This is a genomic window from Acidimicrobiales bacterium (genome assembly GCA_041394245.1).
In the GTDB taxonomy this organism is placed as follows: Bacteria; Actinomycetota; Acidimicrobiia; order Acidimicrobiales; family Aldehydirespiratoraceae; genus JAJRXC01.
The window spans coordinates 272,541-285,540 of record JAWKIR010000004.1 but is presented as its reverse complement, the minus strand read 5'-3'; the positions used below and the strand labels follow the sequence as shown (position 1 = coordinate 285,540).

The 13,000-nt window shown below is 66.0% G+C and carries 13 protein-coding genes; 8 read left to right on the top strand and 5 right to left on the bottom strand.

Translation table 11 applies throughout. The annotated features are described in order from the left end of the window. The first annotated feature begins 25 nt into the window (after positions 1-25). The 3 genes from R2707_20100 to R2707_20090 are packed head-to-tail and all read left to right on the top strand — an operon-like array spanning position 26 to position 2,074. On the top strand, positions 26-955 hold the full coding sequence (locus tag R2707_20100; protein MEZ5247401.1) for a nucleoside hydrolase: 930 nt from the start codon (positions 26-28) through the stop codon (positions 953-955). Positions 956-959: 4 nt separating this feature from the next. After that, a complete protein-coding gene (locus R2707_20095; protein ID MEZ5247400.1) occupies positions 960-1,679 on the top strand; it encodes a hypothetical protein in 720 nt (239 codons plus the stop codon). Next, entirely contained in the window at positions 1,676-2,074 is a 399-nt protein-coding gene (locus tag R2707_20090; protein ID MEZ5247399.1) for a hypothetical protein, read from the top strand. Before R2707_20095 ends, R2707_20090 begins: the two co-directional genes overlap by 4 nt. A 4-nt stretch (positions 2,075-2,078) precedes the next feature. Here the strand turns inward: R2707_20090 and R2707_20085 are convergent, their stop codons facing one another. Then, positions 2,079-2,564, bottom strand: a complete 486-nt coding sequence (locus R2707_20085) for a hypothetical protein (protein MEZ5247398.1) — start codon at positions 2,562-2,564, stop codon at positions 2,079-2,081. Positions 2,565-2,592: 28 nt separating this feature from the next. On the opposite strand from R2707_20085, the gene R2707_20080 reads away from it, so the two are divergent. From R2707_20080 to R2707_20070, 3 genes are read left to right on the top strand one after another with little or no spacing between them, the layout of a single operon-like run. Further along, complete coding sequence (locus tag R2707_20080; GenBank protein MEZ5247397.1) at positions 2,593-3,051, top strand: cupin domain-containing protein; 459 nt, start codon at positions 2,593-2,595, stop codon at positions 3,049-3,051. 17 nt (positions 3,052-3,068) lie between these two features. Next, entirely contained in the window at positions 3,069-4,574 is a 1,506-nt protein-coding gene (locus tag R2707_20075; protein MEZ5247396.1) for a DUF3048 domain-containing protein, read from the top strand. Positions 4,575-4,596: 22 nt separating this feature from the next. After that, a complete protein-coding gene (locus tag R2707_20070; GenBank protein ID MEZ5247395.1) occupies positions 4,597-6,051 on the top strand; it encodes an RNB domain-containing ribonuclease in 1,455 nt (484 codons plus the stop codon). Here R2707_20070 and R2707_20065 read toward each other — a convergent pair. The 4 genes from R2707_20065 to R2707_20050 form a co-directional block, all read right to left on the bottom strand. After that, positions 6,041-6,451, bottom strand: coding sequence for a DUF4332 domain-containing protein (locus tag R2707_20065; protein MEZ5247394.1), 411 nt, complete (start codon positions 6,449-6,451; stop codon positions 6,041-6,043). The two genes, R2707_20070 and R2707_20065, sit on opposite strands and share 11 nt — an antisense overlap. 100 nt (positions 6,452-6,551) lie before the next feature. Next, entirely contained in the window at positions 6,552-7,496 is a 945-nt protein-coding gene (map, locus tag R2707_20060; GenBank protein ID MEZ5247393.1) for a type I methionyl aminopeptidase, read from the bottom strand. 16 nt (positions 7,497-7,512) lie between these two features. Further along, the gene (locus R2707_20055; GenBank protein ID MEZ5247392.1) at positions 7,513-7,968 is read right to left on the bottom strand and encodes a MaoC family dehydratase; all 456 of its coding nucleotides are present in this window, start codon (positions 7,966-7,968) and stop codon (positions 7,513-7,515) included. 243 nt (positions 7,969-8,211) lie between these two features. Then, a complete protein-coding gene (locus tag R2707_20050; protein ID MEZ5247391.1) occupies positions 8,212-8,553 on the bottom strand; it encodes a hypothetical protein in 342 nt (113 codons plus the stop codon). Positions 8,554-8,741: 188 nt separating this feature from the next. On the opposite strand from R2707_20050, the gene R2707_20045 reads away from it, so the two are divergent. Beyond that, on the top strand, positions 8,742-9,473 hold the full coding sequence (locus R2707_20045; protein MEZ5247390.1) for a hypothetical protein: 732 nt from the start codon (positions 8,742-8,744) through the stop codon (positions 9,471-9,473). Positions 9,474-9,803: 330 nt separating this feature from the next. Beyond that, complete coding sequence (locus R2707_20040; protein ID MEZ5247389.1) at positions 9,804-12,950, top strand: EAL domain-containing protein; 3,147 nt, start codon at positions 9,804-9,806, stop codon at positions 12,948-12,950. Positions 12,951-13,000 lie beyond the last annotated feature (50 nt).

Sequence of the window (13,000 nt, the reverse complement as noted above, 5' to 3'; positions counted from 1 at the left end):
CGCCGACGCGACGTACCCTTTCCCCATGTCCCACGTGCCGATGCTCATCGACTGCGACCCGGGTCTCGACGACGCGATCGCCCTGCTGACCGCCGCGCACATCGCCGACCTCGTGGGCATCACGACCGTCAACGGCAATGTGGGGATCGATCACACGACGCACAACGCTTTGGCCGTCGCCGAGGTCGCCGGCCTCGCCGTGCCCGTCCATCGCGGGGCGGCTCGTCCCCTCGTCAACGATCCGATGGACGCCGCCCACGTGCACGGACCCACCGGACTCGGGTCGGTGTCGATCCCGACGGTCTCCCGTTCGATCGATTCAGACGACGCGGTGACGTTCATTCTCGACATGGCCCGATCGGTCGACGGTCTCCACCTGGTGCCCATCGGTCCGCTCACCAACATCGCTCTGGCGTTGCAGGCAGACCCGTCACTGCCGTCGCTGCTGAGCGGGATCACCATCATGGGTGGAGCGGCCACGGGCGGCAACGTCACCGCGGCGGCCGAGTTCAACATCTGGGCAGATCCCGAGGCCGCAGCCATCGTCTTTCGGGACGGAGGGCCGATCACCATGGTCGGACTCGACGTGACCCACCAGGTCCTGCTCGGAAGCAGCGAACGCGACGCGATGCGAGCGGCCGACACCGCGCCCGCCCGACTGGCCGCCGATCTCCTCGACTACGCCGTCGAACGCGCCGGCGAGATCCGGGGGTGGGCGGGCGCGCCGATCCACGATGCGTGCGCGGTCATCGCCGTCACCAATCCCGAACTCTTCGAGGGCTCGCGCCACACCGTCGAGGTGGAGCTCCACGGAACCCACACCCGCGGGATGACGGTCGTCGACATCCGACACGACGCACCGGGCCCGGCCGACATCGACGTGTTGCGCGGTGTCGATGCGCCCGCCGTGATCGACATCATCGTCGATGCCGTCACCTCACTCGGGAGCGGCTGACCAGATGTCACCCGATCGCGTCGTCTATTCGTTCGTGCTCGGATGGATAGTGCTTCTCGCGGTCCTGATCGCGCTCGACTGGCTCGGCAACCCGAACCGCGGCGCCTTCCGACCCAAGGGTGAGCGTCCACCGAACGACCGAGCGACGCGAAAGGCCGAACGCGCTCGACGTCGACTCGAGGACGATGCTTCGGTGCGCGCTGCGCTCCGAGACGCCTACGGCGCTTCGAGCCTGCGCTTCACCTGGACGAGTGAGCACGAGACTCGCGCTCGCCAACTCGACGATGCGCTCGTGGTCGACGAGCGCATCGCGGTCGATGTCACGTCCCGCGAGATCGCGTCGATCGATCGCACCGCCATCATCGGCGACCCCCTCCCCAACATCGACGGGGCCGACGAGCCTGACGACGACGAGGCCGACGAGGCCGACGACGACGTCGACGACGACGAACCGGCTCCGGGATGGAGTGTCGGTGGCGATCCGCTGGCACTCACGGCCCGCGGCACCGAACCCGCCCCAGGAACGATCCGGTCCCGCGTGTGGAAGAACCACGGGCTGGTGGGGGCATGGAGCGAGGAGAACCGCTCCCGGCTCGCTGCGGGGAAGGCCCCACGGCGAGTCAATCCGATCACGGGCCGCCACGAACGCGCGGCGGTCGACATCGAGACCGGTCGAGCGAGCTGGGGAAGCGAACCGATCGACCCGTTCGGAACATCGACATGAACCCCCGGAAGTTCGTCGTGGTCGGCACGGCGGCCGAAACGACCATCACGGTGACCCGCGCGTCGGCGTCGGACGAACGGCCGCAGGGACTGGTGCTGGATGCGGATCACGAACTCGTTGTCGGCGACGTCACGTCGACGAGGATCGTGCTCTGGGCCGACACCGCCCCCGCCGAGGTGTCGCTCGCGACCAGCGAGGCCGGCGATCTCCGCATGTGGAATGTCTGGCAAGACGGCGATCTCATGCAGGCCTGGGATGGTGAAGCCTGGATCGATGTCGACGACGAAGGCGACGACCTCGGTCTGGCCTGTCACGACGGCCATGACGGCGACGGACCGGACCTGGTCGTCCGGGTGAGTTTCGATCGGGCGTGGACGCAACCGACCGACGATTGACCCCTCAATCCGCGCCGAACACCTCTGCGATCCACTCGTCACCGATCGCGACCCGCGGCGACAGCACCACCATGGCCCGCAGCGCCCAATCGACGACCCCGGCGTGGTCGACAGTGTCGGGCAACGCTGCGACGATGCCGTTCTTGGCGTGGTCCTGACGCTTCTGCCATCCGGACGGCAGTGCGACGCCTGCGTCGGCCAAACGGTCCAGAGCGTTCGGTCCGGTTCCGTGGGCGATCCCGATGTTGGCCGAACGGGCTCGCCCCTTCGGCGATGCCGGCGTCCACGTCGCCATCGGGACCGCCGGCCCCCGACCCGAAATCCACTTCCCCACCGTCGACTGCGTCGGGAGCGTCGAGAAGTCCTCCGGGGTGAGTCCGGGGCCGAGATTGATCCAACCGGATCCGAGCGATTCGAGCTGCTGCATGCGGGCGATGACCGGTGACGTGTCGTCCCTCGTGAACTCGATGACGTGCGCGGTCGTGGCCATGCCCGACCGTACCTGCCACGATCGGGGCATGAGCGACCCGCGCCTCGGCCCCGATGATGTGATCGCGCTCCTCGGATTGGAACCGCACCCCGAGGGCGGCCGCTTCGCTGAGACCTGGCGGGCCCCCGCACCCGACGGCGAGCGAGCGAGCGGTACGGCCATCTACTTCATGCTCCGAGCGGGAGAGACCTCCCATTGGCATCGCGTCGACGCCACGGAGATCTGGCATCACTACGCCGGTGCCCCACTCGCGTTGTCGACGGCCGATGGCGAAGGTCGCCGCGAGCGTCGAATTCTCGGCCCCGACCTCGCTGCGGGCGAACGTCCGCAGGCGGTCGTTGCCCCCGACGAATGGCAGTCGGCCGCATCGCTGGGCGCGTGGACGCTGGTCGGCTGCACGGTTTCGCCCGGATTCGAGTTCTCCGGATTCGAGCTCGCGCCCACCGGCTGGAGTCCGCCCGGTACGGTTGAGCCTGCGGGGCGCTGACCAACCGCTGAATCCACATGCGTCGACACCATCGGACACTTCTGGGCGCGTTGTGCGTCGGCGCCATCGGGGCGCTGCTCGCGTCCACTCCCGCGCGGGCACAGATCGACCCGGGGCAACTCGGTGAGCTCGAGCGTCGCCGTGATGAGCTGACCGTCCAGATCAGCGAGATCGACGCGGAACTCGAGGTGCTCGCCGTCGAGATCAAGGCCCTCGAAGACGAACAGGCCACCCAACGCGTCGAGGTCGAGTTGCTCGCCGACGACATCGAGTGGACCGCCTTCACCCGAGAGGAACCGGCAGCAACACGGGTCCAGATCGCCATCTTCGGTTTCACCCGCGGCGATCCACGCCAGAACGAGCTCCTCAACGAGATCCTGACGCTCGAGGGCGACGACGAGCCGAGCCGCCGCCGCGCCCTCTACGAGTCGGTGATCGACGACACCATGGACCGGCTGGCGGTGATCGATGCCCGGCTCGCCGACCTCGGTGACGATCTCGCGACCACCCGCGATCGACTCGGCGCGACCGGCGCAGCCCTCGCCGACGCGATCGAGGCACGTCGCACCGGCGGTGTCCGCCGGAGCGAGCTCGCCGACGAGCTGACCGAGATCCAACGTCGGATCGACGAGCTCAAGGCGCTCGAAGCGCGTGCCGTGCTGACCGGCATGAGCACGTTCGACGATCCGACGCGACCAGCCCTCGCCGTCAAGATCGACAATGTCTCGGCTGCTCGCCCCCAGGCGGGCATCAACCAGGCCGACATCGTGTTCGTCGAGGAGGTCGAGGGCGGCCTCACTCGGCTCGCTGCCGTCTTCCACTCCCAAGGTGCTGATGTCGTCGGCCCGGTTCGATCGATGCGCACTGGCGACTTCGATCTTCTCGCCCAGTTCAACGGCCCCCTCTTCGCGAACTCGGGCGGCAACCGAGGGGCACGCGGCGCGCTGGCAAACTCGACCCTCGTCGATGTCGGGGTCAACGCACAGAGCGGCTCCTACTACCGCGAGTCGAGCCGCCAGGCACCGCACAACCTCTTCACCAACGCGTTCAACCTCTGGGTGGTCGGTCGAGATCTCGAGGGCGCAGGCACACCGAGCCCGATCTTCCAGTTCCGCCCTGCCGGCCAGGAGTTGCCGTCGGAGGCTCGGCCGATCGCAGGAGCGACGATCAACTACGGCAACTCGAGCGTCGACTATTCGTGGAACGGAACCGGCTGGGAGCGCTCGCAGGACGGGCAGCCGACCGTCGACGCCGATGGCGTCAGAGTCGCTCCGACCACCGTCGTCGTCCAATTCGTCGACTATGTCGCGTCGAGTGCCGATGCAGCGTCACCCGAGGCCGTCACGGTCGGTGACGGCCAGGCTTGGGTGCTCACCGCCGGACAGCTCGTGCCGACCACATGGACCCGCCAGAGCCTCGCCGACCAGACCGACTTCACGCTGTCGAGCGGCAGCGAAGCGGCCATCCTCCCCGGAAAGATCTGGATCGAGTTGCCTCGACCCGGAAGGGCGAACACCCGCTGAGTCGGCCGCTAGTGTCGCCGCCGTGCCGAGCCAAGCAGTCCGATGCCCGCCCGACCCGGCGATGGTTTCGGGATTCCGTCGCATCCGAGAACAACTCGACATACCGCCGGCCTTTCCTACCCATGTCGAACAAGCCGCGGCGGACGCGTGCCAGGCCGGGCCGGGAATCCCTCCCGGCGCATCCGGCTCGGTTCGGGACGCCCGCGACATCCCACTGGTCGCCATCGATCCGCCAGGGTCACGCGATCTCGATCAGGCCTTCGCGGCCGAGGCTCGTGGTGATGGGCACCGCGTCCACTACGCGATCGCCGATGTCGCGGCGTTGGTGCCACCGGGCGGGCCGATCGATCTCGAAGCCCGGTCCCGTGGCCTCACGCTCTACAGCCCTGACAGGCGCACATCGCTGCACCCCGAGTCCATCAACGAGGACGCCGGAAGCCTGCTCGAAGGACAGGAACGCCAGGCCTTGTTGTGGACCATCGACCTCGACGAATCGGGTCAGCTCGTCCACGCCCATCTCGAACGAGCGCGGGTCGTCAACACCGCTCAGCTCAGCTATGCCGAAGCGCAACGACGCATCGACGACGGATCCGCGTCGGCATCACTCCGACTCCTGAAGACGATCGGCGAACGCCGACTCTCCCTCGAACGCGAGCGGGGCGCCGTGAGCCTGGCGTTGCCGGCGCAGGAGGTCGTCCATCACCCGGACGGGACCTTTGCACTCGAGTACGACGAGAGCCTCGTGGTCGAAGACTGGAACGCCCAGGTCTCGCTGCTGACCGGAATCGCTGCCAGCCGCATCATGATCGACGCGGGTGTGGGTCTTCTCCGGACGCTCCCCGTGCCGGAGAAGGGGACGGTCGATCAGATTCGCCGCACGGCACGGGCCCTCGGCGTCGAGTGGCCCGACGATGTCGGCTACGCAGAACGGGTTCGGGAACTACGACCCGACACACCGGGGCGAGCCGCGTTGCTCAGCCAGGCTGCGCGTGGGCTTCGCGGTGCCGGCTATGTGGCGTTCGACGACCACCAACTCCCCCCAGATCCGCTTCACTCGGCGATTGCCTCGACCTATGCCCATGTGACCGCTCCGCTGCGGCGCCTGTGCGATCGGTTCGCGAACGAGATCGTGGTGGCGCACTGTGCTGATCGCGTGCCGCCGTCGTGGGCGGTGGAGGCGCTCGAGGAGCTACCGAAGTTGATGGGCGCAGCCGGTCAGCGAGACCGGAATCTGGAGCGGGCGGTGATCGACTTCGTCGAAGCGACGGTGCTCGCGCCACGAGTCGGCGACCAGTTCCACGCAATCGTCACGGATGTGGACGGCGACCGTGGGCGCGGGCGGGTGCAGTTGCGCGACCCTGCAGTGGTCGCTTGGCTCCCCGCCGAAGGTCTCGCCCTCGGCTCGGAGATCACGGTCCGCCTCGACGAAGCGCTGCCCGACGAGCGGGTCGTCCGCTTCTCGTTGGTCAGTGGCTGACCGCAGGCTTCAGTTCTTTGGCGTGAGCCACCCAGCGTTCGACCTCGGACAGCGACGGCGGGCGCCGCACGAGTCGGTTCTTCTTGGCCGTGTTGACCGCGAGCATCTTCTCGTGGAGATTTGCCGGCTTGCGGGTGCGGAGTTCCTTGACCGTGTCGACCCCCGCGGCCTCGAGAAGATCGCTGTACTCCTCTCCCACTCCTCGCACCCTCATCAGGTCGGCGCGGTTCACCCACCCGAGGATCTGCGCTTCGGTGCAGCCCGAGGCCGCCGACAGCGCCTTGCGGCCTTTCTTGTCGCCGCCGGCCTTCAGCAGACCCTGTGTGGTCGACACTCCGGCCTTGGCCAGCTGCGTGCGGTGCTTGGCACCGATTCCTTCGATGGTCTCGATCTTGGCCATGTGGATTCTCCTGTCGCGATGGGGGACGTCCCACAAGCCTCGACGTTAGGTCGCGCAGAGAAGTCGCGCGTCCGGTGTCACCTGCGGCTCCGGCGAGGTGTCAGACGGTGGCGGTGCGCCAGCGGTCGTGAGCGCACTCGCCGGCGGCCGTGACGGTCAGGCGCTCGGCCCCCTTCTCCGTCATCAACAGGGTGTGTTCGAACTGAGCGGTGCGCGTGCCGTCCATGGTCACCGCAGTCCACCCGTCGTCCCACATGACCCCCTCGGGATCCCCGAGGGTCAGCATCGGCTCGATCGTGAACGATGTGCCGACCTCGAGCGGCGTGGTCAACCGTCGGTCGTAGTAGTGCGGAATCTGGAGGCTCGTGTGGAACTCGGTCCCCACGCCGTGACCGATGAACTCACGAACGACACCGAGGCGGTGCTTGGACGCATGGCGTTCGATCGCCTGGCCGATGTCACGGACCGGACAGCCGGGAGTGAGCGCAGCGATAGCGAGGTTCAGCGACTCGATCGTGACCTCGACGAGACGCACCGACTCGGGATCGACATCGCCGACGAGGAAGGTCGCCGACGTGTCGCCATGAACACCTTCCCGATACAGGGTGACGTCGATGTTGATGATGTCACCGTCGGCGAGGGGGCGAGAGTCGGGGATGCCATGGCAGATCACTTCGTTGACCGATGTACACACGGACTTGGGGTAGCCGCGATAGTTCAACGGGCTCGGGTAGCCACCGGCCTCGATGCTGAGATCGTGCACAACCCGGTCGATCTCGTCGGTGGTGATCCCGGGCCTGACGATCTCGCCGGCCCGCAGGAGAATCTCGGCCGCGGTAGCACCGGTGCGGCGCATCGCTTCGGCTTCCTCGGGCGTGCGGGTCAGCGGGCTCACGGACGGACCGGGGTTGCCCGACACGGCGTAGGGAGGTCGGGCGATCTCGGCGGGCACCCGACGCGTCGCACTCAGGAGCCCGGCAGTGACGGGCGGCAACGAGGGGGCAACTCTCGACACGGGGCCGTTGCGGCGCTTTCGCTTTGCCATCAGCCAACCCTTTCACTCATCGGAGGAACCTGCTCACGGACTCGACCACGCATGCAGGCTTCGCCTGACCCTCGATCTCGACAGTGATGGTGACGACCACCTGCACCCCGCCGGCGATCTCCTCGGCCTCGGTGACCGTCGCCGTTGCCCGCACGCGACTCCCGACGGTGACCGGTTGCGGGAACCGGACCTTGTTGGTCCCGTAGTTGATGCCCATCGAGACGCCGTCGACCCGCATGACCTCGGGGAGGAACTGGTTGGTCAGCGCCAAGGTGAGGTAGCCGTGGGCGATCGTGGCGCCGAACGGGCCCTCGGCTGCGGCGACCGGATCCACGTGAATCCACTGGTGGTCGCCCGTCGCCTCGGCGAACTGGTTGATCCGATCCTGCTCGATCGTGATCCACTCGCTGGCGCCGAGATCTCGCCCCACCGCATCGAGGAGTTCGTCAGGGTTGGCAAAGACCGTGGTCATGCATCCACGCTATCGGAGCGCCCCCGCAGAGGACGACGGCACCTCGACGATCCCCACCTCGCAGCGGGGGTGGCAGGGCAACCCACTCGGCTTCGGGGATGTCTCCCCACACACTCGACCTCGACCATCAACGCCGTCGTCGTCAACGCTGGAAACGCCCGCGAGCAACTTCGGCGTGTGTGCTCTAGCGGGTCGAGTCCTCCGTCCTCGCGGCTTCGTTGGCCTTCACCAAAGCCACTCGGACTATGCAGACTCGGCCCGCGGCTCCGGGCTCCGGATCTGCTTCATGATGCGAACGAGCGAGGCGATTCCGAAGAACAGCATCAGGAGACCGATCACGATCCAGGCGATGAGCGGCATCTCTCCGGAACCAGCGCCTGCGATGTACGCGTAGGGGGCGATGAACGACAGGAGCGCGATCGCCGCCCAGAGCTGCGTCCCTCCCCAGTTCCTCATCCGCGCCTCGTTGACGACCCGGACCTGACCGTACGCGTACGGCCACGCGGTCCCGACATCGACGACCAGGAACGCCCAAGGATTGATCCCGTAGTCGCCCAGCGTCGGCCACACGATCAGAGCGCGCACGATGGCGTACGCGAAGACTCCAACGATCCAGGCTTTTCCTACGAAACCAACTCTGCCCTGCTCCGGCACCGCACGACCTTAGGGGATCCTGACCACCCGTGTCACCACGAAGAGTGTGGGCTCGCTCTCCCCTCGCGCTGGACGTGAGTTGACCCAGCCCCACCGAAGGGAGCTAGCCTCTAGGCCTTATGGCCCTAGTCCCTAGTGTGCCAGGCCTAGTTGTCCGGCCTGTTGAGACCGACGAAGAGATGGTCGCCGTTCGGCGACTCCACGCCGAGTGCTACGTGGCGGCAGGGTACGTGAGTGCCGACAGCCTTGATGCAGATGGGTACATCGACGACCCCTGGGTGCCCTACAGCGACTACTACGCCGCCCACGACACGACCTCCGACGACGAGATCGTCGGTACATGCCGGATAATCCGACCGTCGGTCAGGGGCTTTCCAGCCTTTCAAGAAACAACCACGAGCGACGAGGCCCTAGAGGTGTTCTCCCGCCTGGACCCATCGCTTTGTGTCGAGGTGTCCGCGTTGGCGACACCGCGGATCGGAGCGCAGAACATGGCCATCTCCGCGTCGCTGTATGGCCTGGTCTGGCAGGAGTCGATTCTTCACGGCCGCGCGTACATGCTCGCAGTGATGGACAATCGTCTCCTGCGAATCATGCGCCGATGGTTCGAATTTCCTTTCGAGCCACTGGGCGAGTCGTCCATGTACATGGGCTCGGAGTCGACGCCGGTATCCATGTACCTCCCTCGGACCATCGAAGTCCTCCGCTCCTCGAACCCCGACGCGCTCAGGTTCTTCTCGGGAGACATCCCGTTCGATCACCTCAACGACGTCGCGATCGACCTTCGAACCAACGTGCCTGAGCATCGGTCGAACGTGATTGAGCTGCGGGCTCCGATAAGCGCTACCTAACCCAGGCCCCTTACTTTTCGCTCGTTCCGGCCGACCCATCGGACTATGGGAAAGGCCTGGTCCACGACAGTGGCCGTCGGACTTACATGCGTGGTTGCTGCGACATTGGTTGGCGACGCAGCGCTCGTTGCCGCGCGTGCCGTCGCGGGCATCTTCCTGCTGGTCATCTACTCAGTGCGGCTACGGAAAGACGAGTCTCTCCAACGCAGCCCGTGGCTGCTGATCCTCGTTGGCGGCTCCCTCGCGCTCCTCTCTGCGCTTGTGCGAGTCGTGCACGGCTTCGTGGTAGACGTGCACGGTCCTTTTCCAAGCCCGGCAGAGGTCCCCGGAATGGTCGGGTATGTATTCATCATCCTCGCCGCGCGAAGCTTCTGGAACCATCGAGCGAAGCGGCGGGACATTGACTCGGCGCTTGATGGACTCCTCGTCGCTGCGGCTGCCTCCGTCGTCGTGTTCTCCGCAATTTTGTCGGACTACATCCGAGACTCTGCGATCGACGCCTGGGCTAGGACGGGAAATGTCGCCTACACGATTCTCGACCTGACCCTCATCGGCTTCGTTGCCCGTCTTGCGGTTGGACCGGGCGTGCGCAATACGGCATGGCGACTGATCGCCGGAGCGACAGTCCTCATTCTGCTCAACGACCTCTTCTTCCTCTTGAACACGACCGGTTCTGAATGGAGCCTGACGTTGGCCTATGTAGCCTCCCCGACCGCATTCGTGCTGGCCGCTGCTGCGATCCAACATCCAGAGGCCGGCGATATCGCTCGGACACCGATGTACGCGTCCCCGATCCTCACAAAGGGAAGGATCGTCATGCTTGCGGCAGCGCTCCTCACCTTGCCGGCGGCGCTGCTGGCTGCGCTGGTCCGCAACACAGATCCGGACTTGCCCGTGCTCGTTATCGGCTCGGGCGCCCTGGCTCTACTGAGCCTGGTCCGCATCTCCCTACTGTTCCGGGCCAAAGAACGCGTGGCGGACTTGGACGCTGCTCTTTCGGAGTCGGGCCGGGAGCTGTTGGACGCGTCCACCGGCATGGAAGTAGCCGTAGCCGCCTCGAAGACGATCCGTCTGGTTGTGGGCGAGCACGCTCGCTACGCCGCGATCGTCGGCAATCCGGAAGCGGCCCGTCAACTTGTCGTCCGTCTCGATGCGACTTCCACGGCACACATCGAACCACTGGGTATGGATCGAGAGTCGCCTGACCTATGGGACTGCCTCGCCCTCGAGCGCGCTCACCCTGACTTCGTAGCTCTGGAACTGGGAGATCACGGGCAGTTCGGTGAGATGATCGTCGAAGTGACGGGCAACCTCGACACCGCGTTCAATCTGGCGCTCCAGACGATGTCGGCTCAGATCACTCAGGCACTCGCATCGATGCGGCTCGCTGAAGCGCGATTTGCTCGGAGGGCTGAACAGCGCCTCACCGCACTGGTGGAGCAGTCCGCCGACCTTGTGTTGGTTGTCGGCGAGGACGGTCTCGCCCAGTTCACCTCTCCGAACATGACCCGCGTCCTCGGACTCGATGCCGGCGAACTGCTGAACTCGGACCCCGTGGAGCTCGCACACCCGGACGAAGCCAAGGCCCTTCGCGATCTCATCAACTCGCCATCGAAGGCGGACGACATCCCGATCGCAATCGAGTGTCGACTGCGCACTTCCGAAGGCAAGTACCGCTGGTTCGATGTCACGACGCGAGACTTCTCCGACGATGCCGAGGTAGGCGGTGTTGTGGTGACGGCCCGCGATGTGAACGAGGAGCGCGCGGCGAAACTCGGCCTGCAGCGCAGCGAGCAATGGTTCCGCGGCCTGGTCCAGAACAGCTCTGACGTGATCGCGGTACTCGATGAGACCGGGGTCTTCACCTACATCAGCCCTTCGGCGGAAGCCCTCCTGGATGCGAGGCCCGAACAACTCCGGGGTCGCAACTTCCTCGAGCTTCTGCCCCCCGATCAGACGACCGGCGCCGACGATGTCAGGCATGCGCTGATGGCGACAACACCCGGGAGTCGCACCGTCGAGGTCGTGCTCGAACGCGCTGATGGCGGCCAACGAACGACCGAAGTCACGGTGACCGATCTTCGCAACGACCCGTCCGTCCAGGGTCTCGTGCTCAACATGCGCGACATCACCGATCGGAAGAGGCTCGAGAACGACCTTCGACACCAGGTTCTCCACGACGACCTCACTGGACTCGGGAGTCGCGTGCAGTTCACCGACCAGCTCGAGAAGGCACTCGGGTCGGCTCGTCGACCGGGAAGCAGCGTCGCCGCGCTGTTCATCGATCTGGACGACTTCAAGAACATCAACGACTCACTTGGTCACGCAGCAGGCGATCAGGTTCTCGTGGAGATCTCGAGTCGGCTCCAGGGTCGTCTCCGTCTCCACGATCGGGCGGCGCGCTTCGGCGGCGACGAGTTTGCCGTTCTGCTGACCGACGTCTACAGCCACTCGGACGTGACGCTCGTTGCTGACCGGATCGTGGAGGAACTGTCGCTGCCGGTCGACCTGATGGGCCATGAAGTGCGCCTCGGCGTGAGCGTCGGCATCGCGATCGACGACGACGGCACCCAGACTCCGGAAGACCTGCTTCGAGCAGCCGACGTTGCGATGTATGACGCCAAGGCCAAGGGCAAAGGCCGGTGGGCGATCTTCGAGGCCGGGATGGCCGATCAGACGGTGGAACGCTTCGAGATCTCGAACTCGCTCGCGACAGCAATCGAGAACGACGAGTTGATGGTGTACTTCCAGCCAATTCTCGACCTGGGGTCGGGCCGCACGGCAGGGGTCGAAGCTCTGGTGCGCTGGAACCACCCGGTCAGAGGAATGGTCAACCCCGGAGCATTCATCCCGCTCGCAGAACGAAACGGTCTCATCATCCCACTCGGCCGGTCGGTGCTCGAGAAGGCTGCGACACAGGTTGCGAAGTGGAGAGCCGTTGGTCACGACATCTACGCCAGCGTCAACATCTCGCCGGTCCAGTTGCAGCGTGACGGCATCGTCGGCGAGGTGCTCGAGATCGTCGATGGTGCAGGCCTCGAACGCAGCGCCGTTGTCCTGGAGCTCACCGAGTCGGCTCTCATCAACGACTTCGACCTCGTCGTCTCACGGATCGACGCGCTACGCGCCGCAGGGCTGCGTGTTGCGATCGACGACTTCGGTACGGGCTACGCAACGCTCCGGTACGCCGACGAGTTCTCCGCCGACATCTTGAAGATCGACCAGACCTTCGTCGCTCGACTCGAGAACCAGGACGATTCCACCATCGTCTCCACGGTGCTGGCGATCGCTCAGTCCATGGGTGCGGAGACCGTTGCAGAGGGGATCGAGGTACCAGACCAACATCGCCGCCTACTGTCGCTCGGCTGTCGCCTCGGCCAGGGCTACTACTTCGCACGACCAGCTCCAGCCGATGTCATCGGCGAGCTTCTGGATCGCGAGCTCGACGGCGAAGCGCTCGCCGGCCACTCGCACTGATCCCATCTCCCCCGCCCCGAACCCGCATGTCGGTGTCCGGTCTGGCAGGC